The sequence below is a fragment of the Kistimonas scapharcae genome, assembly GCF_039540975.1.
GTDB classification, from domain to species: Bacteria; Pseudomonadota; Gammaproteobacteria; order Pseudomonadales; family Endozoicomonadaceae; genus Kistimonas; species Kistimonas scapharcae.
The window spans coordinates 1-21,852 of record NZ_BAABFL010000465.1; the positions used below are offsets into that span (position 1 = coordinate 1).

The window sequence follows — 21,852 nt, forward strand, 5'->3', positions numbered from 1 at the left end:
AGAATCAGTGTTCAAGACTTACCAGAATGGGTGTTCAAGAGTTACCAGAATCGGTGTTCAAGTTGTGCCAGAATACGCAGCTGGCGCTAAACCCGTTCAACGACGTACGACACACGCCATGCCCCACCAGGCTGACCAGGTTGGGGCCACAGCCATGTCCCTGGATGCGTTGCTGATACCCCTTGAAGCTATGCCAGCTGATATCGCCATGGCCTTCCTTGAACAGGGAGTTTTCAATCAAATGCTGATGGGGCGTATTGCATTTAAACCCGAACGGGCTGAAGCCACAGTTGCCTACCACCATTGTGGTAATCCCCTGGGCAATGAAGGGATCAAAATGTTCGGGGGCATTCTCAATGGCGAAGTAATCCATATGACTGTGGACATCAATAAAACCGGGTGCGATCACCTTGCCGTCACAGTCGATGGGGGAGGCATCGATCATCGTATCGCCCGGCTGGAGTACACGCAGGCGACCGCTATCCATCAATACATCAGCTTTTCTAGGAGGGTTTCCCGTGCCATCCACCAGCAGGCCATTTTTCAGCAGAATTTTATTATTGTTTGTTGCCGTGCCCATGGTTACCTCGCACTTGTGAGACGATAGTACAGCAATAGAATATTGCTCATCACACTAATGCGATTAACGACAGAGTCAATATATTTATCTTAATGGTTATGAAGATGTCCTACTGCGCTTTTTGCATCAGGCCTCCAGCGCTTCCCTTAATACTTCCCTCACCTGGTTTTGCAAAGCCTGGCTCTTTTCTGTCGTTAACCTGGCACGCCGAAGTTGCCGTTCAGCTTTAGCCAGCTGGGCTTTCAGTTCATCGACTTCCCGCTCAAGGGCGCGCCGTTTTTCGCGATCCTCACGCGCCCTGTCCCGCCATTTGATTGCCTGTTCTTTCCATCTGTCAGTCATTGGTTCACCCCGGTGCCTGATGGTGATCCTTACTTATCGTTCACAACAACGGTCACTGAGACTGCCTGCACAGGTTACTGCGAATACGCGACAACTAACAGGGCTGATTGTGGCTATAAGGCGACATTGCTTGCCTAAACCTGACGTGAAGCAATACGCTCGACGTTGGGAGCCAGCGCACAGCCCCCAACGTCGATCCTTATTCACCGAATAGTCTGCAAAATCACAAATCCGTCTTAATGAGAAGCATACACACTGGTCTTCCCATCCTTGGTATAACTGATGGTGTTATACGCATCTTTCCGATCCCCATACTCCATCCCCGGGGAACCCATCGGCATACCAGGCACGGCCAGCCCGCGAATGGCCGGTTTTTCCGTCAACATGCGCTTGATGTCAGACGCCGGCACATGCCCTTCCACCGCATAACCGCCGACAAACGCCGTATGGCAGGAACCCAGCCCGTAAGGCAGGTTGGCTTTCTCCTTGTACTTATTCATATCCTCCACATTGTGGTTCATCACCTTGAAGCCGTTGGCCTCCAGGTGGTTTGACCACTCCGTGCAGCAGCCGCAGGTCGGCGTTTTGTACACCATCACCATGGGAAACGACTCCTCCGCGAAGCCGTTCATGGAGGCCACGGTTAACACAGTACCTAACAGCAGTGACTTAACGTTTTTCATTGCATTCACTCCATTTCTTCCTAACCGGCAGCGCCTGATGACGCTGCATTTTACTTAACCAACGATTCAGGCGTCTGCCTTAACGACGGTTCGCCCATGCCACAGGAAATAGACGGCGGGCACCAGCACCAGCGTCACAATCAGAGAACTGGTGATACCGCCGATCATCGGACCGGCGATACGCTGCATGATTTCCGCACCGGTGCCGTCGTTCAGCATCACCGGCACCAGGCCAAACAGGATGGTGCAGACGGTCATCATGATCGGGCGCAACCGCAACACAGCGCCGTCTATCACCGCATCACGGATGGCCGCCTGCGTAAGCGGCAGCCCCTGTTCCTGTCCCCGCAGACGGCAGTCATCCAACGACTGGTTGAGATACACCAGCATCATGATGGCGTTCCCCACCGTCACCCCCGCCAGGGCGATAAACCCGACACCAACCGCGACCGACAGGTTGTAACCCTGCAATGCCATCAGCCAGATGCCGCCTATCAACGCAAATGGCAGCGTACCGAGAATGGCCACCACCTCGAAGGCACGCCGGAAAGTCAGGAAGAGAATCACCGCGATGAAAAACAGGGTGGCCGGAATAATGATCCCGAGTCGTTCATTGGCCCGCTCCATGTATTCATACTGGCCGGTCCATTCCAGTGCATAACCGGCCGGCAGCGTCAGTTGCTCCCGTACCAGCGCCTGCGCCTCGCGCACCCAGGAACCCAGGTCCCGCCCTTCGATATCCACCAGCACCCGTCCGGCAGGCCGGGCATTCTCGGAACGGATCGCGCCGGGGCCGTCTTCAATCACGATATCCGCCACATCCCCCAAGGCAATGCCCTGTCCGGACGGTGTCACCACCGGTAGGATTTCCAAGGCTTCCACCGAATCCCGGAAGCTTTGCGGGTAGCGCAGATTCACCGGATAACGGGCCAGCCCCTCAACCGTGTTGGTGACGTTCATGCCCCCAATGGCGGAGGTCGCCACCGCCTGGATATCACTGATATTCAGTCCGAACCGCGCTGCCCGCACCCGGTCGATATCCACACGGATATAGCGACCGCCCACTACCCGTTCCGCGTAGACGGAGAGTGTGCCGGACACTGCCGGCAGCAGCTGTTCCAATTCACGACCAATGCCGTCAATACGCTTGAGGTCCGGTCCCGTCACCTGAATGCCGACCGGTGTCTTGATACCAGTGGAAAGCATGTCGATGCGCGTGCGGATCGGCATGACCCAGGCATTACTCACACCGGGCAGTTTCACCCGCTGTTCCAGTTCCGCGCGCAGGCTTTCCGGAGTCACCCCGTCCCGCCATTCGCTGCGGGGTTTGAGCTGCACGACGGTTTCAATCATGGTCAGTGGTGACGGGTCTGTCGCCGTTTCCGCACGGCCGACCTTGCCAAACACCGTCTCCACTTCCGGTACGGTCTTGATCAGGCGGTCGGTCTGTTGCAGCAACTCCCGGGCCTTGCCGACCGAGAGTCCGGCATAGGTGGTCGGCATATACATCAGGTCGCCTTCATCCAGGTCCGGCATGAACTCACTGCCCAGCTTGGTCGCCGGCCAAAGGCCAACCACCATCAGCACCAGTGCCGCACCCACCAGCCACCGAGCATGGGCCAGCGCCCCTTTCACCAGCGGGCGATAGGCCGCCATCAGAACGCGGTTCACCGGGTTACGGTGCTCTTCCATCACCTTGCCCCGCACCAGGTAGCCGATCAGCACCGGCACCAGGGTGATGGTCAGGCCCGCCGCCACCGCCATGGCGTAGGACTTGGTAAAGGCCAGCGGCGAGAACAACCGCCCTTCCTGCGCCTGCAGGCTGAACACCGGCATGAAACTGATTGCTTCAATCAGCAGCGAAAAGAACAGCGGCGGCCCCACTTCCAACGACGACTGTTGCACAATCGCCCAGCGGTTGGCCGCCGTGACCTTGACCCGCTGCAGATGTTTGTGGAAGTTTTCAATCATCACAATGGCGCCGTCCACCATGGATCCAATCGCCACAGCGATGCCACCCAACGACATGATGTTGGCGTTTAGCCCCTGCAGGTACATGATCGAAAACGCACCCAGAATCCCCAGCGGCAGGCTGATGACCACCACCAGCGACGAACGGAAATGCAACAGGAACAGGGCGCAGATCGCTACGACGATGACAATCTGGATCAGCAGCGTTTGAGTCAGGGTCGATACAGCTTCTGAGACCAGCGTTGAACGGTCATAGGTCGTGACAATCTCCACGCCATCCGGCAGGCCCTGCTGTAACTCGGCCAGTTTCTGCTTGACGCCGTCAATGACTTCCCGGGCATTTTCGCCATAACGCATGACGATAATGCCGCCGACCACTTCCCCTTCGCCATTCAGGTCCGCAATCCCCCGGCGCATCTGCGGACCCTGGCGCACGTCAGCGACATCCCCTACGGTCAGCGGCGTACCGTCAGCGGTGACTTTTAATGGCACCTGCCGTATATCCTCAACGCCCTGCAGGTACCCGGTAATACGCACGATATATTCCGCCTCTGCCATCTCGATGGCAGACGCACCGGCCTCGCGGTTACCTTTCTCCAGCGCCTGACGGAGTAGCTGCAGGGGAATGCCGTAAGCCCGCAGTTTGTCAGGATCTGCCACCACCTGGTACTGCCGGACCATGCCGCCCACCGTGGCCACTTCACTGACACCGGGCACCGACTGCAGCGGGTATTTCAGGTACCAGTCCTGCAGGCTGCGCAGCTGCGCTAGGTCATGCTGTCCGGTTCGGTCAACCAGGGCATAATTGAACACCCAGCCGACACCGGTGGCGTCCGGGCCCAGCGCCGTGACAGCTTCATCCGGCAAACTCGACTGCACCTGGTTCAAGTATTCCAGTACCCGCGAGCGGGCCCAGTACATATCCGTGCCATCCTCAAACAGGATGTAGACGTAGGAGGTGCCGAACATGGAGGAACCCCGCACATCCACTGCTCCGGGCACCGCCATCATCGCCGTGGTCAGCGGATAAGTCACCTGGTCTTCCACCAGCTGGGGTGCCTGACCGGGGTAGTCTGTCTTGATAATCACCTGCACATCCGACAGGTCCGGCAAAGCGTCCACCGGCGTGTTCCGGGTCACCCAGGTTCCGGCAAACAACAGCGCCAATGCCGCCAGTAACACCAGGAAACGATTTCCCAGTGATCCGCGAATAATCGCTCCGATCATGGTCGTCTCCTCAGTGCCCCATCTGGCTGTGGTCCATCATGTCATGGTTCATCTCGCCATGTTTCATCTGGCTGTGATCCATCATCTCGTGGTTCATCTCACCGTGATTCATCTGGCTGTGATCCATCATTTCGTGGTTCATCTCGCCATGATTCATCTGGCTGTGATCCATCATCTCGTGGTTCATATCACCATGATTCATCTGGCTATGATCCATCATCTCGTGGTTCATTTCGCCATGATCCATCAGGCTGTGATCCATCGTTTCATGGTTCATCTCACCCTTTGCCATCGCTACAATCCGGTAACTGCCTGCCGGCGTCTTCTCCATTTCAAAGCGGATGGCCTGCCCCTCATCAAACACACTGATGCCGACCTCCGGGGACAGGTCGAAGTCCATGGTCATACCGGGCCAGCCCCATTCGGGTACAGGGTCATGGGTGATCGTAAGCACACCGTCTTTCTTTTGATCCAGGGTACCCGTCGTCCAGACACGGTCACGGGCTAAGGACTCATACCGGGTCAGGTCAGCCGTCACGCTGGACTCCGAATCCAGCAGGAACTGGGCCGAGGTCACAACCCGCTCGCCCTGGTGCAGTCCTCGAAGAATCTCCACCTGTTCACCGACAACCCGGCCGCTGTCCACCCGAACGGAACGGAACTGGCCATTACCCAAAGCCTTGACTACCCGTTCCTGGTCACCGGTTAGGATTAACGCTTCCTTGGGGATCGTCAGTGCCTCAAAGGCATCGGTAACAATGCTGACCCGGGAGTACATGTTGGGTTTCAATGCATCATCGGGGTTATTAAACCGAAGTCGTACACGCAGACTCCGGGTCTGTGCGTCCAATTCCGGGTAGACATAGTCGACTGTGCCCTGCCACGTTTTACCCGGCAGGTAGCCAACAGTCATGGACGCCACCTGACCGGCCCGCACCAACGGCGACTGACGTTCAAACACATCTGCCACCACCCAAATAGACGCCATACTGGCCAGCTCAACCAGCAGGCTGGATGGATTGATATACCCACCCTCACGGATATTGAGTTTCGAGACATAGCCATCCCGTGGCGCATAGACCGACAACGTTCTCTCAATACGCCGGTTGCTGATGATGCGACTGATGGTCTGTTCAGGCACATCCAATGAAGCAAGGCGCTCGCGGGATGCCCGGATCAGCCCAGTATTGCCTGAGCGAAGCGCCGACAGCAGTTCCTCCTGGGCATTGACCAGCGCCGGAGAATAGAGATCAAACAGCTTGTCGCCCTTGCGCACATCATCGCCGACTGACGACACCTGCAGATTTTCGACCCAGCCCTGCACCCGGCTGTTAATCTGCAGCAGGCTGTCTTCGTTATAACCAATACGTCCCACTGTGCTTATCTGTGGCTCAAGGGTCTTCAGGCTCGCAGTCTCAGTGCGCACCCCAAGGTTGTTCTGAACCGCTGGAGAGATAGTCACTGTACCTGGCGTATTGTCTGCCGCGCCCTTATCTTCATAGACCGGCACCAGATCCATACCCATCGGGGACTTGCCCGGCTGGTCGCGCCGGTAATTGGGGTCCATCGGCGCCACCCAATAGAGAGGCTTTTTTTCATGGCTTTCCGCCGCCATCGCATCACTGAGCGGTGCTAAAACATACTGGGCCGCCATACCGGCGGAAAAGGCAACCGCCGATGCCAGACTGATCAGAGTGATTGTCTTCATTACCGTTCCTTCTTTTCGTCTGACAGTGGCTGACTATTCACAGGCAGCAGGTAATGCAAACGCGCTTCACTCTGCCGTGTATCAGCCTGAAGCCGTTTATAGGCCAGGGTGAGATCCAACCGGGACTGGTAGGCCTGTATCACGCTGGTGAAATCAGCGGTATCGGCCTGGTAAGCCTTGAGTGCCGCATCCGCCTGACGCGTAACCGTGGGTAAGATCTGGGTTCTGTAGAGTGCAAGGCGATCTTTCAGCCCGTTATAGCGGGCAGCTTCCGCCTGCAACGTCCCCTGCAACTGCTGCAGCGTGTTCAGGCGTGCCGCTGTGCTGGCCTCACGGCGGTACTGGCTGGCGGACAGCTGGCGATCCTGGCGGTTGCCGGTGAAAAGCGGGATATCGAGCATCACCATGGCGGAGAACCGGTCACGGTTATCGATGCCCATCCCGCCCATATCGCTCTGTTCGCGACCATAGGTCAGCTCAACGCCCCACTGCGGCTTATAGCTCTCCCGGGCCAGGGCAACATCCTGGTCAGACTGGTCAATGGCCAGGTCAGCCACCTGAACCTGCGGATGGGATAGCAGTGCCTGGTCGGTTATTGCGGGCAAGGCGGGCAAGGTGGGTAATGCTTCACTGACAGACACCACCGGCTGTTGATACAACCATCGCGCCAACCGGACGCGACTTTCATTGGCGCTTGCGGCGGCGGTGGCCATACGATCATCCAGCCGCGACAGCACCACTTCCGCCTGCAGCACATCCTGCTGGGTTTTACGACCCTGGCTGTACATGGACTCGGTGACCGTCACCAGGCTTTCAAACAGATATCGATCTTGACGCAGCTGTTGCAGTGACTGTTGCCAGTACCAGGCATCCAGCCAGGCCAAACGGACATCCCGCACCACAGACAAACGACGATCGTCTGCCTGCTGACTGGCAGCGGCTTCCTGCAACTCACCTTTACGGCGGAGAATGGCAGCGTTGTCACCCCGGGGCAGCATCTGCTCAAGCTTCAGTTCAAGCATGCCCTGGTCAAAGGGATCCAGGTTATCCCCCGGCAAGTTCATGGTACCAATGGAGAGTTTGGGATCAGCCCAGCTCCCTGCTGCAACGGCCTGCTCGGAAAATGCACGGGCCTTGGCCTGCAGGGCCTGGGTGCCGGCATCAGATGACAACGCCTGCTGCTCAGCAACTGTCAAGGAAAGCGGACTGCCAGATGCCGACATCGCAAAGACCGACCACCACGCCAACCAGAGCGGGTTACGGTTCAGTGCCGCAAAAAAGCGACGTAAGAAAAACATGGTGTTTCTCCGTTGAGGAGCTGCCTCTCCGGCTTTTTGTCAGACGACCAACCAGAGTCAATGACGCCAATTCAGGCGCAGGCTAACGACAGCTCATGGGCAATAACGGGCTCAAATCAGGGTTATTGCGCCAACGGACTATTCGAGGAAGGCGGCTTTCGCCAGATAGATATCGGGTAGGGAGGTTCGTATGTCCGGCTCAGTGAACACTTGCCAGTTACGGGTTTGCGGCACCGGGTCGAACATCGGTTGCACGACCGTGAACAACAGCATGAAGACCGGTTTCAGATCCGGTGAAGACACCTGCAGGGCAGGCGCATCACCTTCACAGTCAGGACAGACTTTATCTGCCATGGCGGTTGGTGATACCGGATTATCCGGCAGGCAGCAGTCATGCACCATACCATCACCGGTATCCATCGCCATCATCATCGCGCTGTCCATCTCCATGACCATCGTGCTTTCCATGGACGACGGATGCATGGTTTTCCCCTCGGCGACACCCATCAGACAAAACTGCAGCACAGACAGCAGCATCGCAACCAGCAGGGCGATACCGACGTGACGTCTATGATGGTGATGCAGTGTTGTCAGTGTCATAGCTTCAGGGATTAGCGTATTCCGGCTAATAATGTGATGTCGGCAAAAACAAGTCAATCATAAGATCACATCCATTAAACAGTTTCTGACGCTTGATCCAGGGCGTGTTTCATCGGCTTCGTGAGATCGCTTGCCATAAAAAGCGTTGCAGCCGCATGGGGAGCACTGGCGAAATAGGCATGGTGGTAGGATGCCTGGATACTGCCTTTTCGATAGACAGCCTCCCCCGTGTCTGAGCCATAACGCGCCCGCTGACGCCGGGTATGCTGCCACGGTGTCATGGGGGTTGTCATAGTGGAATAATGGAAACTGTGGCCACGCAGTTCCCCTTCCGGCAAATCCAGTGCTTCCAGGCCCAGGTTAACCAGACGCTCCTGCAATGTTGCCGAACCCGGCAGCAGGCCCGCCATCATACCGGTTGCACCATGCTGATCAGTCAACGATTCCAGCAGATAAAGCATGCCGCCACACTCAGCGTACAGCTGTCGGCCAGCCGCCACATGCGCTTCCAGATCCGCTACCAGTGCACAATTTTCCGCCAGTGCCGTCATGTGCAGCTCCGGATAACCACCAGGCAGCCAAACCGCATCACATTCAGGCAGACGATCCCCAGCTACAGGTGAGAATATCTGTAACTCCGCCCCTAACGCTTTCAGGGTGCGAAGGTTTGCCGCGTAGATAAAGGCAAAGGCATCATCACGTGCAATCGCAATACGACAACCGTTGAGTAAGGGTTCCACACTGTCACATTCCGGCAGCGTAAATGTCACGTCGGGAGGCAACGCACCGAAGCCGCGGCTTTCCAGCAAGGCAGCCGCGTTATCCAGTTGCTGATCCAGGGTGGTTGCCAGTTCGCTGGCCTGGACAAGCCCCAGATGACGCTCCGGCAGTACCATGGCGGAATCACGGGGTATGGCGCCAACCAGGGGAATGTCCTCCGGCAAACTCTCCCGCAGTAGCTCAACATGGTAATCGCCGCCTACCTGACCGGCGATAACGCCTGCTAATGGCGTATCCGGTTGATAATGCTTGAGCCCGTATGCCAGCGCACCAAAACTCTGAGCCATGGCTCTGGCATTGATCACCGTCCAAATCGGCAGGCCCAACTGGCGGGCCAGCGCTGCCGGTGACGAATCACCATCAAATAGCCCCATGGCCGCTTCAACGATCAGGACATCATGACAAGCCGCCGCTTCTGCCAACATAAACCGGGTATAGTCATCCGTGGTCATCCATGTATCGACGACATCGACCGGGTTACCGCAGGCCTGCTCATGGATCATGGGGTCTAGGAAATCCGGTCCGCACTTGAACACCTTCACGCTCAGGCCCTTATTGCGGTACAGGCGCGCCAGCGCAGCGGTAAAGGTGGTTTTTCCCTGACCGGAGGCGGGGCTTGCGATCATGACTGCCGGGCATGAAAACGGTTCAATATTGGCAAGCGATAGTGAAGCGGGATGGTCGGTCATGGGCATACGACAACAGCGTCAACATTAACTGGAAGCCGCGAACAATACTCGAAAAGTCTGCCCAGTGTCCCGTGATATACGTCAACAGCCAGTACTTTGTTCACGTGACGCTGGTTGTTTATTGGAAAGGCAATCGGTCATAACGCGATTTGGTTGGCTTTCGCCTTGTCAATCGCCTGCTCCAACTGTGCTGCCGGCAGATCAAAATCGGCTTTTTTCTGCATGGCATGTTTCACATAACCAGCACTTTTTCGGGACAGCACCATAATCTCAATGCGCCGGTTACGCTGATCTTCCGGACTAAAGCCCTGTAATGGTGCCTGATCCGCCATGCCGACAACCTGTAGCACCTTGTTCTCTGGCATACCACCAAACACTAAAGTGCGACGCACCGTATCCGCCCGGTTAGCCGACAGTTTCCAGTTATCCATGGAGGATGCCGGCGACCAGGGAGTAGCATCGGTATGTCCTGAAATAATCATTTTATTGGGAAGTTTGGAGAGGATGGGCGCCATTTCAAGAAAGAGGTCTTCATACAGGTAAGTCAGGTCTGATTTTCCCGCCAGAAACATGGGTTCATTGTTTATCTCAGGAATCGTCAGAATCAGGCCATTGGGAATCCGCTCCACTTTATACGACGACCGCATACCACCACGGCCTTTCTGTGAACCCACTTTAGAGAGTTCCGTGGCCACCCCATTCAATTCATTAACCCCCGGTGCCGTATTGCCCGCCAGTTCAAAACCTTCATACCCTGTCGCCTTGGCACGCACCGGTGTCGGAGCCCCCTGATGCACAGACGTCGCCCCTTCCATACGGATCGGGTTATCACTGGAAGGATGCTTGAACATGCCAGGGTTGGAAAAGTAGTCTGCGATCACTTCCTTTTGTAACCGGTTGGTCGCAGCCACCAGCCACAACACCAGGAACAGCGCCATCATGGCGATAGCAAAATCTGCAAAGGCCACTTTCCAGGAACCGCCGTGGTGGCCGCCATGGGAGACATGCACCACCCGTTTGATAATCAGAGGATGCTCAGACACGGACAATTACTCCCGGCTGCCTCTCAACCACCGCTCCAGTTCAAGAAACGTTGGCCGTAATTCGTCGTACAACACCCGTCGACCGGCATCGACGGCCAGTATCGGTGGACGGCCCAGCTGGCAGGAGACCAGCGCTGACTTCACGCAATCGAACGCCAGGCATTCATTCTGCGCGGTATAGCTGACCGCACTGGCCAGAGGCCCCACAATGCCGTAACAGAGTAGTATCCCCAGAAAAGTACCCACCAGCGCTGCCGCTACATGGGCACCGATTTCGCCTATCGGCCCATCCATAGACTGCATGGTGATAACGATCCCCATTACCGCCGCCACGATACCGAACCCCGGACAAGCATCTGCGATAGACTGTAACGCATCTCCCGGTCGTTTAAGGTCTGCCTCAAGCGTGTGAATTTCCTGCTCCAGCAACCCCTCCAGCTCATGCGGGGTAATATTAGTCATACCGGTGATGCGAAAGTTATCGGTAATAAAGTGTAATAGTCGCTTATGGGCGATGATGCGGGGATAGGCGGTAAAGATCTCACTGTTTTCCGGGCTTTCGATATGGTCCTCAATACCCGCAGCCCCCTTGGTTCGAAGCAGGTCAAACAGCTGGTATTCAAGCTGGAGTAACTCCATGAAAAAATCTTTTTCAAAACCGGCCTGTTTGACGATGACATAATGCAGATGGGTCGCCACCAGTTTCTGAACCGACGATGGATTGGCCACCATAAAAGCACCCACAGCGGCACCCACAATGATAACGATCTCTGCCGGCTGCCAGAGTGCCATCAGTTTGCCGTTGGCCATGGTAAAACCACCGAAAACGCTGAGCACCAGGATCAGGAAGCCCGCCAGTCTCAACATTGTGCACTCTCCCCCGGGTTCAACAGGATACGCAGTTTCAAAAGACACTGTTTGTGGATCTGGCTGACCCGTGCCTCAGTAATCCCCAGACCGGATGCGATTTCCTGCATAGTCAACTCCTGGCCATAATACATAGACAACAGTTGTCGCTCTCGAACCGACAGTTGACTGACTGCCGCCGTTACCTGCGCCTCCGTTTCCCGACGAGACACCACACTTTCGCAGCCGGTGTCACTGGCGGGTTCATCAGGTTCCTGGGGTAACACCTCCAGCTGGCCCATGTGGATGTCATTGAGGCAGTGCTGGTAATCGGTCAATGACATGCCCATGGCCTCGGCAATCTCCCGCTCCACCGGTAAACGTCCGAGGGATTGCTCCAGCCTGACCATGACCTGGCTGATGTTGCCGGCCATTTTCCCGATCCCCCTGGGGCGCCAGTCCTGTCGACGGATTTCATCGATCATCGCGCCCCGGATCCTCGGCAGGGCATACCCCCAAAAGGCGACACCGGCATCCGGCTGGTAACGCTGAAGCGCTTCCAGCAGGCCGGATAACCCCGCCTGTACCAGGTCATCCATCATGTCATCGGCCTGCAGCCGGTCAGATACGTAACGCGCCTGTCGTTTAACGGCCGGCAGCCACTGGGTAATCTGGTGCGACTGCCGTGTACTCGACAATTGCGTCGTCTGATAACGCAATGGCGCACCCTGCTGCGTACCGTTCATCTACTGGATGACCATGCTGGTCAGGAACAGATCATCCACCCGCTGGCGGTGAAGGTGTATTTTCGCCACCTCCCGAATCCGTTCCAGGGCGCCTTTGCGCAGCACCTCCCGCTGACCGGGATCGTCCATGGCCTCGTAGTACTGGGTGGAAAAATAATCACTGAGAGCATCGCGCAATACCGGGTGGTATTGCGCCAGTTCTGCCTGATATTTCTTGCTGGCTACCTGGATGGCCACCTCAAGCTGAAGGTAGTGAATCTCCTGCTCCTGGCTGCGCAGGTTAACCACGATATTATTGAGCGTGACAAAGTAAGGCAGGATCGACTGTGTGGATTCTTCCGCTTGTTTTTCATCTTCTGACAAAAAAAACATCGCTGCGCCTCCGGCAGCCAGCAGTACAGCAATCGCAACAACACCCAGAACCCACTTACCTTTCATACGCTTGAACCACTCCGTACCGGTGGTTGGACATCAGGCAAACAGATCCACCAGCTGACTGGAAGCCTGCAATAACTGAACTGACGACAACGCCCCTTCACGTTCGTTGCCATGCTCCGAGGACTGGGACGCCCTCTGTGGATCACGGGCAGAAGACTCTTCACCACCCGCTAAGCCTGTTCCTAGCCACGTCGCTTTTTCCACATTGACTGCAACACTTCCCGGTGGATACCGCCCTTCGCCCCACCCCGGGTTTTCCAGCATAAGCCTGACACTGTCGCCATGTGCCGAGAGAAGATGGTGATCCGTCGCCGTTTCCGTCATGAGTTGTACAGACAATTGCTGATCCTGTTTTTTCACGGCAATCGTCAGATAGCCCATACCCGGCGGCTCGACCCCCAGCTGCAGGTTATTGTTATCCGCCTTCAAGAGTGCCACGGCAGGATCAGCGGGGGCGGTGGGAACCGGTGACAATGAAGAAGCTGCTGGTTCGGCAGACACCACTGACACCAAAGGTGTCAGTGGCTGTACCGCCCCTCGCGTCTGATTAGGTATCAACAAGGCGGCGCTTGACGGGGCATCACTCTCAATTGCCGGTACGATGGCATTAATAAGCTCCGACAAAAAACATTCAACCTCCCAGGAGCCTTGGTTCGTAACGGGCTCCTGTTGACAGGATGTCAGTTCGCTCACTGGATTATCAGGGAAGACACTCGTGTCTTGATGGATAGATGACAGTGGCAGCCGACTGACCGGAGCGCCCGGCATAACACGACTCTGAATGTTTGATGCATCTTCGATGCTGACAGACTGTCTCAGTGCTGCAACATCAGAGTCAGTTTGGTAAAAGGCAGAGTTCACTATCGCAACAGGTTCGTGTTCGTGGCTCTGATGCAATAAGACTGTATCCACTGCTGTCTTATCGGCAACACTCGGTAACCCGATTTCAGACGACACATCATCCGACTTCGACGTCAGGACGTCGTCTATCGGTACCACTGAGGTCAACGTCGCAGGCGAATCACCATTGTCAGTATCAATGGCAGTCTGCAGGAACGATGAAAATGCCGGCAACGCTCCCGGCGATGACAATCCTCCCTCCGGCTCCAGACAATCATCGGGCACGCCGTCCACGTTGCCAGCGGTCTCCTGCCCTGCAGTATTTTTCGCAAGCGTGCTCGAATCGACAAGGGATAAAAGAGTCAACATAGACTGGCAACTGCAAACGCTGTTTAAGGGAGATGAGCCATACGACCAGCGGTATGGCCTTGGCAATATTAGACTATTTCATCCCAGGCGGATTTGAGCGTTTTCACCAGCGTCACGATTTCAGCAATGATGGCCGGATCATTCGACCGGCTGGCCTGCAGCAGCCGCAGCATGCAGTAGCGGTATAATTCATCCAGATTGCCAGCAATGGCACCGCCTCTGTCATGGTCCAGAGACGACTGCAGGCAGGTAAAAATATCCAGGCAACGACCCACCGTTTCTCCTTTGGCCGCCCACATGTGTCGCTCCATATATCCCTGCGCCTGCATCAGCTGGTTTACTAACGTCGCATACACCAGCAGCAGGCGTTCCCCCTGGTTTGCGGCCATCGAACGGTGACGCAGCGTATTGCCGTAGCCCTCAGCGACCGGATTGTTCTGACTGCCCATGGAATACGCCATCACCGTTTTCCTTTCTGCACATTAAGAAGTTGACTGGTCAGCAGATCAAGACGCTCACCGACAGCCTTGAAGCGCGCAACCTGGCGATCCATTTCAAAGAATTGCCGCTGGGTACGATCCTGAATCACCTGCTCATACAGAGACAGCTGTTCACGCTCCATGGCCACCTGGTCAAGACTCCGGGAGAGGGTATTCACACGGGTACCCAGCACGCCCGACGGGCCAGCCCACTGGGCCATCACCCGGCTGACAGCAGACATGATGCCATCAGGACCAGTAACCACTGCCTTGACATCGTCACCCTGTTGCGCCAGTGCGGACACCAGTGTCGACTCGTCCAGCACCAATGTGCCGTCACGCTGGGTTTCGATACCCAGATCCACCAGCGAACGTACGTCACCGTGGGGAACCGTCTGCCGAAGCACTGTCCGCATCTGGTTCAGCAAATCGCTGGCCATGCGGGCTTCCATCCGACCGGCGCGGTCATCATGAAGCCCTGGCCGGGCTGCCTCCACCAGTGCATTGGACGCTTCCACAAAGTACGACACCTGCTCAATGACCGGTTGGTAATCAGAGGTCACGGACACCCTCACAGTCTGCCCGGGATCCGATCGCTGCAAATCCAAGGTAATACCTGGTATCACATCCTCCACCCGGTTGTCATGGCTGACCAGTTCCACACCGTCCAGCGAGAAACGTGCATCCCGTCCCAGCTCTACCACATGGAAAGCCTCTGCCAACGCAGTACCACGCCCCTGCCCCGCCACCTTGATTGCCTTATCCGCACCCGGTGCTTCAGCACTCAACAATAACTGTTCACCATTGACGTCTTTCAACACATCCATACGGGCGCCATATTGACGGGCCACGGTATTGATCGCAGCAGCAATAGCCTGCAAAGACATGTCCGCCTTGATATCCACCTTGAAGGTACCGCCGGCAACGCTGATTTCCAGAGCGCCCTCGCCCAGGCGGAATACGGGTGAAAACGGGCCGGCCAGGTGTTTTTCCCGCGCGGCCAGTTCATGGACAACAATCTCGTGAGCACCACCGGTCTGGGGCTTGCCGGTAACAGACACTTTTACACGACTATTGTCGACACTCTCTCCCTGCCACGTCTGCCAGGCCTGTCCGGATGACAACAGGGCGGCGCGCTGCTGCAGCGGGGTGGCGATAGACAACAGCTTGCCAAGCCCGGTCAGCTCGACTTCCGCCGCCTTTTCACGTCGCTCAATCTGCGCCTGTTTCGGGGCAACTTCAGCCTGGGTGATGGCCTTCACCATCGCATGGACATCCAGTCCAGAGCTGTTGATATTCAAGGGAGGAGCGTTCATTGGCATCGCCTGTGTGCGCTTTCGGGCATTGTGCGGTGGGACTTGCCGCAAACCTGACAAATTTTCCCTGAACTGTCGTTGATCTGCCGTTATACGACTTATCCGATGCAACGCCCTGACCGGCATAACGCGTAACATGATAATGTCCTCATGCTACGCGACCAGCCGTCTTCACTTAACGGATCAGCATCAAGACATCCCGGGCCATTTCATTGGCCTGGGCCAGATTCGCAATACTGGCCTGCTTGAGGATCTGCTGCTTGGTCATTTCTGCCATTTCCGCCGCATAGTCGGTGTCTTTTATACGGCTGCGGGAGTTAGTCACATTTTCCCGAATGCTCTGCAGGTTAAAGATGGTGTGCTCAAGCCTGTTCTGAATCGCACCCAGCGTACCGCGCTGGGAGTCAATATCGGCAATAGCGTCATCAATGATGCTGACCGCCTGCTGGGCACCGGCCTCCGTGGTGATATCGATGTCAGTGACATACATGGTTCGGGTCTCAACCGTTGACTTGCCATCAATCAGATTGGTCGTCACACCATCAACGGCTGGCCCTTTCAGGTTGATATCACCATCGGCCTGTAACTCAAAGGTACCGGTCACCAGTGCACTGTTATGGGCTGCATCCAGTACCTTGCCATTCACCTTGACGCTTTCATCATTGGAGACATTCGCCCGGAACTGGTTGATTTCGATATTACCGCCCACATCGGAACTGATCAGTACCGAGCCATCGGTATTGTATTTGGCTGAAACCCCCAGCTGCTGCAACCTTGGATTGGCATTGATGGCATCGGCGAACTGCTTGGGTCCCGGGATGGAAAACTGCTCACCATTGATCACTACGGAGACTTCACTGGGCGTCATACCATCACGGCCAGAGCCAATATTGATATCAGTGATCAACGCCTCGGTGTTCGCCTTCGCGACCACACCGGTTTCACCACTGACAGCATTAAACTTGTTGGCGATATTCTGCGCCGTATCCGTGCCATCCACCAAAATTGTGCCCGAACCCACCGGCCCTTTGACGACCATGCTGCCGGCATGACTGAGGATACGTGTCGGGGATGGCATGCCTGCATTTACTTTGCTGAAATCGCTGCCTGATTTGATCACACCAGAAGAGCCACTGGCACTGGTACTGGTACTGGCAAAATCGCCGACTCCATAGTTTCCTCCAATCGTGATGTCACCATCAGCTTTCAACTCGAAGACACCAATTATCGTAGCTGAATTGTTTGTGGCATTTGCAGTGACCGTTTTGCCTCCGACCATGAGGGATTCAGTGGAACCACTCCCTCCCGTTTTATCAAAACCTGAAAGTTCAAGGGTTTCACCTGTCGCATGCGTTACGGTTACAGTATTTGCTGATGTATCGTGAGCAGCAGTCAATCCAGTGAGTTTATTGATTTCTGTTGCCAGGCCAGCCATATCAGATACATTCGAGATTTTTGTTGTTGAGCCTTTGACACCAAAGTTGAAATCAACTGTAGAACCAGCAACATTAAGATTGCTCAATACCACTGACGTTGTTGAAGTCGCTGAAACACCGGTTGTGCCTGTCAGCTTATTGAGTTCATCAGCCACCTGCTTGGCACTGGAATACTGTGCAATCGACCCGGTAGTTCCACTTCCTAGTGGACCGGTTATATCAACGGTCCCTCCCCCCGCAGCGCCAGCATCAGGGGCAGTTCCCTTAGTGGTTGATAGTGCCACAGCACCAAAGTTGTCGCCTGACTTCAAAGTTGCAGAACCTGTAGCTTCTACAACATTCGTTGGTGTCGCCGCAGTCCCAGAAACCACCACTGCACTGCCATCCGTGGATGATAATTCAAACTGTCCCATGGCATAGGCGGACGGTGCCTGCTCAGTCATTACCTGTGTACCAAACGTAAGGTTTGCGCCTTTCAGTTCAGACAATGTGATCGTATCCCCACGAGCGGCCTCCAACTTTGCACCTGAGGCGCTCGCAGTAATACCCGCTGCCTGCAAAGTTTTATCGGCATTCACCGCACTCTCCAAGTCATCCAAGCTCTTCAATCCACTCAGCTGAACACCATTAATGTTGGCTGAAAACGATTGAGCACCCGCCAAGCTAAATCCACTCAAGGAAACACCAGTTGCCGCTGTGGCCGTAACCCCTGTATCCATCGACAGTTGATTCACTTTAGTCGCAATCGACTTTGCGGAATCAGCCCCGTCTATTGCAATGGTTGCAGCCCCTCTGGATCCGGTAATCGTCATGCTGCCAGGATTGCTCAACGTACCGTCGCCGCCAATGGACACTGTGCCAAACTCACTGCCGGAACGGACGACATCCAGCGTTTTGTCGATACCGCCAATGGTAGACGCACGCATGTTGCCAATGCTGACGGAAATAGTTTCATACGCATTCGCGCCCACCTGGAAATTCTTGTTGGTATAGGAACCATCCAGCACCTTGAGGCTGTTGAATGTGGTTGTCTCGGCAATCCGGTCGATTTCTGACTGCAACTGGGAGACCTCACGTTGCAGCGCAATCCGATCCTGTGCATCATTACTGGCGTTGGCAGACTGGAGTGAGAGGTCACGGATACGGTGCAAAATAGAGGTAGTTTCCGCCATCGCCCCTTCAGCGGTCTGACTCACTGAAATCCCATCATTGGCATTGCGAATCGCTACAGACAGACCATTGACCTGGGACGTCATCCGGTTACTGATCTGGAGACCCGCCGCATCATCCTTGGCACTGTTGATCTTGTAACCGGTCGACAGTTTCTTCATTGACGCTTCGAGCCCGTTCTGGGCACGCTCCAGACTTTGCTGGGCAGTCAGGGAAGGTGAGTTGGTGATGATACTCAGCGACATGGTTTTAGCTCCGTATCAGTAACAGGTGCTATCAAACTCGACGCAAATCACCGTGCGCTTAAATACCGTTTTTCTCTATAGGCATGCGTTGCCGTAATAAACGACAGCCATCATCTGAACAGCTACAGGTAATCAAACAGGGAGAGACCTGCCAATTGCACGACACTTTTTCGGGTTGCTTCCAGTGCAGTCATCTCACGGTTCAGTTGTGTCATGGCGGCAGCATAATCCAGGTCGCCTAATTCACCGGCCAACTGTTCAGCATACAGCTGCCGCTGATCAAGGGATTCATTACTGATAGCCATGATATGCTGTCGTGTACCGACCTCCGTTTGTACCCGGAAGACCTGATTCAACCCTTGGTCAACGGCCTGCAGTGATTGATTGAGCTGTTCATTAGTATCTTCACCCGGCGCCAGCAACAGGTTATGGAGACTGCCCAGGGCATCCAGCAGGTTAAAGGTCCCGCCCTGACCATCGTTGATACGGAAACACAGTTCAACCGCGGTATCGTTCGCCAGCATCTGCCAGCCCTGGGCAATTGTCACCTGCCGCTGGCCCGGGTCATCATTGTTAACCACCCAACTGCCGTCCGTTTTCTGCAGGACCGGTGCCTGGTCATCCCGAAAACCACCAAACAGATAGCGACCATCCGGCCCCCGCGAGTTGATCACAGAGGCAACCCCATCCGTCAACCCTTGAACTTCGCCGGCAATCGCCCGCAGGCTGGCAGGATCCATCGCGCCATTTGCCGCCTGTAGGATCAGCTCACGACAGCGCTGCAATAGAGCGCCATAAGCCGTCAGGGTATTATCTTCGCGAGCCAGCAGGGCATCCAGCGAGGCACTGTTTTCCAGGTAACGGCTGTCAGCAACCTGCTCGCGAGAAATACCCTGAAGTCTCACAGCCGTCAGGGGGTCGTCCGCCGGCTGCGATAAACGTGTACCCTCAGCAATACGATCCCATGTCCGGTTGAGGTCACCGGTGGTCTCCTGCAATCGATCCCGGATGTTATCAAACACCTGACCGGTACTGATCCTGAACTCACTCATGTCACAACCTCTCTTGCCTGCGCAATACGGCCACGTTGCCTAGAGTGACAACAACGTATCCAATACCCGTTGCGCAGCCGATAACACCCGGGCATTAGCCTGATAATGCTGCTGAAAACGCATCAGGTCACCCGCCTCTTCGTCCAGATTAACCCCACTGCGCGATTCCCAGGCTGCATCCGCCTCCTGCTTCAGCAAACCAAGGGATTCCGCCTGCTGTGTCGCCTGCCAGCTACGGGTCGCAATACGCCCCAGTAACCGGTCAGAGGATTCCGGCAAAGTGCCTGCACTGAAGGTTTCTGACTGCATGAAGGACATCAGGTGGGTAAGGTTGCTGTTGTCACCAGGGCCATTCCCCGCTGCGGCCAGCCCCAGTCGATCCGGTTCCGATAAGACGGTTCGAATCGCAGCGGTTTCATGTCGCCATGGGGTCAACAGGTAACTGTCGCCTTTCGCGGAACCCGCCGAGAGTTCCAGCACCAATCCTTCAAAGGGCACACGGGTTGTCGCTGTCGCATCCAGCGTACCGGATGCGACTTCGCTGTTATCCGTCACTCTCTGGATGGTGTAATTTAACTGCCCGCCCTGCTCTGTCACCCTAAGTCTGTAATCATTGGGTTTCAGCGCAGCCAGTTGTGATGTATCCACGGCTAGCGTCGCCTTGGCGCTGCCTGATGACTGTTCAGGAATGACCCGCGCACGGCAGGCATCAGACGCATTCACATCGTTAAACAGGGCTGCACCGGCATTCCCCGCCATATCCTGCCCGTCCGCCAGGATCCGGTTGTTGCCGGCACTGATAATGACGGCCTGCCAGCCCAGCATGTTCAATACCGGTAATAACACCTCGGACCGGAAACGCGCCAGCCCATGCATTTCGCCACTGTCGGTTCGTAACGGTTCCAGGGAGCCGTCTCTGTCCAGCTGAGGTTGAATCGCCATGGCATCCTGCGCACTGTTTGGCATCACTACGCCATAACCACACTCGCCCTGCACCAGTGACTGACCGGATCGGAAAAACAGGCTGGTCATCCCGTCCGGCTGACGCAGGCTCTGTACACCGACCTGCGTCGTGAGTTGATTAATCAATTGATCCCGCTGGTCTTCCAGGTCAGCCATATGGGCGCCACGGCTGTAACCATCCCGAATGGTTCGGTTCAATGTCGCCACACTGTCTGAGAGCGCTGACGCTTCCGCAGCTATCGCACCCAACTGGTCATCCACCTGTTGGCTGAAATCCACCAACACCCGCCCAAGATTGTTGTATTTAACAGCCATGGCTGCCGCTTCGCTGATGATCTGCTGTCGGTAAGCGGTCGATGCCGGTTCTGTTTCGGCCGCACTCAGAGCACTGACAAACCGTTCAACCGATGATGACACCCCGGTATACTCATTGCCCAGGTAAGCATCCAGTCGCTTCAGGTAGTCACCGAACTCCCTGGCCTCGCCATAGTCTGCCGAGGTCGCATGACGCTGGTCGACCAGGAAATCACTGGTCACCCGTCGGATATCGTCAATGCGTGTACCCGCCAGCATGACCTGTTGATCCGCAGGATACCATTCGCAGGTTGATTGCAGGACTTCACGTCGGCTGAAGCCCTCAACCGCCACATTGGCCACATTGTGCCCAGCCGTCTCAAGCCGGGTACGGGCGCTGTTCAGGCCACTGAGCCCGATATCCAGAAGGTTCATGGTGCTTCAATCCGTAACTGACGGAGCATATGGTCGGAAAGGCCGCTTTGACTGTGCCGGGTCATGGCTTGCGCCCAGATGCCCGACAACCAGTCATCGGCCCAGCTGCGGTCCGGCGACAATGGGTTATCACCGGATTTAATGGCATCTGCCGTACGGTGCATGCTGTTCAGTAATTCCTGCCAGAGCAGCGTTTCAAACCCCTCAACCACCGCTCTCGCTTTTGCCTGACTCGAATCAGTGGCTTGTACTGACGATACGTCCAATGCCGTCGGTTCTGACAAGGATAATAAGGTATTCAT

The 21,852-nt window shown here is 55.8% G+C and carries 19 protein-coding genes; all 19 read right to left on the reverse strand.

Annotation, left to right across the window (positions count from 1 at the left end; all coding sequences use genetic code 11):
• Nucleotides 1-34: 34 nt before the first annotated feature.
• Nucleotides 35-580, reverse strand: coding sequence for an amidohydrolase family protein (locus ABD892_RS22065; RefSeq protein ID WP_345198343.1), 546 nt, complete (start codon nucleotides 578-580; stop codon nucleotides 35-37).
• A gap of 126 nt (nucleotides 581-706) precedes the next feature.
• Nucleotides 707-922 carry a hypothetical protein gene (locus tag ABD892_RS22070; RefSeq protein ID WP_345198345.1) on the reverse strand — a complete coding sequence of 72 codons (216 nt, stop codon included), beginning with the start codon at nucleotides 920-922 and terminating at the stop codon, nucleotides 707-709.
• A gap of 236 nt (nucleotides 923-1,158) precedes the next feature.
• Nucleotides 1,159-1,605, reverse strand: a complete 447-nt coding sequence (locus tag ABD892_RS22075; RefSeq protein WP_345198346.1) for a DUF411 domain-containing protein — start codon at nucleotides 1,603-1,605, stop codon at nucleotides 1,159-1,161.
• Nucleotides 1,606-1,671: 66 nt separating this feature from the next.
• The gene (locus ABD892_RS22080) at nucleotides 1,672-4,803 is read right to left on the reverse strand and encodes an efflux RND transporter permease subunit (RefSeq protein WP_345198347.1); all 3,132 of its coding nucleotides are present in this window, start codon (nucleotides 4,801-4,803) and stop codon (nucleotides 1,672-1,674) included.
• A 10-nt stretch (nucleotides 4,804-4,813) separates the two neighbouring features.
• Nucleotides 4,814-6,511, reverse strand: coding sequence for an efflux RND transporter periplasmic adaptor subunit (locus ABD892_RS22085; RefSeq protein ID WP_345198348.1), 1,698 nt, complete (start codon nucleotides 6,509-6,511; stop codon nucleotides 4,814-4,816).
• Complete coding sequence (locus ABD892_RS22090; protein ID WP_345198350.1) at nucleotides 6,511-7,809, reverse strand: TolC family protein; 1,299 nt, start codon at nucleotides 7,807-7,809, stop codon at nucleotides 6,511-6,513. Before ABD892_RS22090 ends, ABD892_RS22085 begins: the two co-directional genes overlap by 1 nt.
• 138 nt (nucleotides 7,810-7,947) lie before the next feature.
• Nucleotides 7,948-8,409 carry a hypothetical protein gene (locus tag ABD892_RS22095; protein WP_345198351.1) on the reverse strand — a complete coding sequence of 154 codons (462 nt, stop codon included), beginning with the start codon at nucleotides 8,407-8,409 and terminating at the stop codon, nucleotides 7,948-7,950.
• A 74-nt stretch (nucleotides 8,410-8,483) separates the two neighbouring features.
• Complete coding sequence (locus tag ABD892_RS22100) at nucleotides 8,484-9,878, reverse strand: cobyrinic acid a,c-diamide synthase CobB (protein ID WP_345198352.1); 1,395 nt, start codon at nucleotides 9,876-9,878, stop codon at nucleotides 8,484-8,486.
• A gap of 137 nt (nucleotides 9,879-10,015) precedes the next feature.
• Nucleotides 10,016-10,921, reverse strand: a complete 906-nt coding sequence (locus ABD892_RS22105) for a flagellar motor protein MotB (protein WP_345198353.1) — start codon at nucleotides 10,919-10,921, stop codon at nucleotides 10,016-10,018.
• A gap of 6 nt (nucleotides 10,922-10,927) precedes the next feature.
• A complete protein-coding gene (motA, locus tag ABD892_RS22110) occupies nucleotides 10,928-11,788 on the reverse strand; it encodes a flagellar motor stator protein MotA (protein ID WP_345198354.1) in 861 nt (286 codons plus the stop codon).
• Nucleotides 11,782-12,513 carry a sigma-70 family RNA polymerase sigma factor gene (locus ABD892_RS22115; RefSeq protein WP_345198355.1) on the reverse strand — a complete coding sequence of 244 codons (732 nt, stop codon included), beginning with the start codon at nucleotides 12,511-12,513 and terminating at the stop codon, nucleotides 11,782-11,784. Before ABD892_RS22115 ends, motA begins: the two co-directional genes overlap by 7 nt.
• A complete protein-coding gene (locus ABD892_RS22120) occupies nucleotides 12,514-12,951 on the reverse strand; it encodes a flagellar basal body-associated FliL family protein (RefSeq protein ID WP_345198357.1) in 438 nt (145 codons plus the stop codon).
• Between the two features lie 33 nt (nucleotides 12,952-12,984).
• On the reverse strand, nucleotides 12,985-14,085 hold the full coding sequence (locus tag ABD892_RS22125) for a hypothetical protein (RefSeq protein ID WP_345198358.1): 1,101 nt from the start codon (nucleotides 14,083-14,085) through the stop codon (nucleotides 12,985-12,987).
• A gap of 143 nt (nucleotides 14,086-14,228) precedes the next feature.
• A complete protein-coding gene (fliS, locus tag ABD892_RS22130; RefSeq protein ID WP_345198359.1) occupies nucleotides 14,229-14,621 on the reverse strand; it encodes a flagellar export chaperone FliS in 393 nt (130 codons plus the stop codon).
• Nucleotides 14,621-15,955, reverse strand: coding sequence for a flagellar filament capping protein FliD (gene fliD, locus ABD892_RS22135; protein ID WP_345198361.1), 1,335 nt, complete (start codon nucleotides 15,953-15,955; stop codon nucleotides 14,621-14,623). The genes fliS and fliD overlap by 1 nt, the downstream gene beginning before the upstream one ends.
• 175 nt (nucleotides 15,956-16,130) lie before the next feature.
• Nucleotides 16,131-18,806 carry a flagellin N-terminal helical domain-containing protein gene (locus tag ABD892_RS22140; RefSeq protein WP_345198362.1) on the reverse strand — a complete coding sequence of 892 codons (2,676 nt, stop codon included), beginning with the start codon at nucleotides 18,804-18,806 and terminating at the stop codon, nucleotides 16,131-16,133.
• A 122-nt stretch (nucleotides 18,807-18,928) separates the two neighbouring features.
• A complete protein-coding gene (gene flgL, locus ABD892_RS22145; protein WP_345198363.1) occupies nucleotides 18,929-19,858 on the reverse strand; it encodes a flagellar hook-associated protein FlgL in 930 nt (309 codons plus the stop codon).
• Between the two features lie 39 nt (nucleotides 19,859-19,897).
• A complete protein-coding gene (locus ABD892_RS22150) occupies nucleotides 19,898-21,550 on the reverse strand; it encodes a FlgK family flagellar hook-associated protein (RefSeq protein WP_345198365.1) in 1,653 nt (550 codons plus the stop codon).
• Nucleotides 21,547-21,852 (reverse strand): hypothetical protein, encoded by a 306-nt coding sequence (locus tag ABD892_RS22155; protein ID WP_345198366.1) that lies wholly within the window; start codon nucleotides 21,850-21,852, stop codon nucleotides 21,547-21,549. Before ABD892_RS22155 ends, ABD892_RS22150 begins: the two co-directional genes overlap by 4 nt.

Excerpts from the sequence above, each read along its gene's own strand:
- ABD892_RS22140 (WP_345198362.1), bottom strand. The coding sequence starts at position 18,806 with ATGTCGCTGAGTATCATCACCAACTCACCTTCCCTGACTGCCCAGCAA.
- ABD892_RS22070 (WP_345198345.1), bottom strand. The coding sequence starts at position 922 with ATGACTGACAGATGGAAAGAACAGGCAATCAAATGGCGGGACAGGGCG.
- ABD892_RS22085 (WP_345198348.1), bottom strand. The coding sequence starts at position 6,511 with ATGAAGACAATCACTCTGATCAGTCTGGCATCGGCGGTTGCCTTTTCC.
- ABD892_RS22095 (WP_345198351.1), bottom strand. The coding sequence starts at position 8,409 with ATGACACTGACAACACTGCATCACCATCATAGACGTCACGTCGGTATC.
- ABD892_RS22075 (WP_345198346.1), bottom strand. The coding sequence starts at position 1,605 with ATGAAAAACGTTAAGTCACTGCTGTTAGGTACTGTGTTAACCGTGGCC.
- ABD892_RS22100 (WP_345198352.1), bottom strand. The coding sequence starts at position 9,878 with ATGACCGACCATCCCGCTTCACTATCGCTTGCCAATATTGAACCGTTT.
- ABD892_RS22150 (WP_345198365.1), bottom strand. The coding sequence starts at position 21,550 with ATGAACCTTCTGGATATCGGGCTCAGTGGCCTGAACAGCGCCCGTACC.
- ABD892_RS22090 (WP_345198350.1), bottom strand. The coding sequence starts at position 7,809 with ATGTTTTTCTTACGTCGCTTTTTTGCGGCACTGAACCGTAACCCGCTC.
- ABD892_RS22065 (WP_345198343.1), bottom strand. The coding sequence starts at position 580 with ATGGGCACGGCAACAAACAATAATAAAATTCTGCTGAAAAATGGCCTG.
- ABD892_RS22120 (WP_345198357.1), bottom strand. The coding sequence starts at position 12,951 with ATGAAAGGTAAGTGGGTTCTGGGTGTTGTTGCGATTGCTGTACTGCTG.
- ABD892_RS22080 (WP_345198347.1), bottom strand. The coding sequence starts at position 4,803 with ATGATCGGAGCGATTATTCGCGGATCACTGGGAAATCGTTTCCTGGTG.
- fliS (WP_345198359.1), bottom strand. The coding sequence starts at position 14,621 with ATGGCGTATTCCATGGGCAGTCAGAACAATCCGGTCGCTGAGGGCTAC.
- ABD892_RS22115 (WP_345198355.1), bottom strand. The coding sequence starts at position 12,513 with ATGAACGGTACGCAGCAGGGTGCGCCATTGCGTTATCAGACGACGCAA.
- ABD892_RS22155 (WP_345198366.1), bottom strand. The coding sequence starts at position 21,852 with ATGAATACCTTATTATCCTTGTCAGAACCGACGGCATTGGACGTATCG.
- flgL (WP_345198363.1), bottom strand. The coding sequence starts at position 19,858 with ATGAGTGAGTTCAGGATCAGTACCGGTCAGGTGTTTGATAACATCCGG.
- motA (WP_345198354.1), bottom strand. The coding sequence starts at position 11,788 with ATGTTGAGACTGGCGGGCTTCCTGATCCTGGTGCTCAGCGTTTTCGGT.
- fliD (WP_345198361.1), bottom strand. The coding sequence starts at position 15,955 with ATGAACGCTCCTCCCTTGAATATCAACAGCTCTGGACTGGATGTCCAT.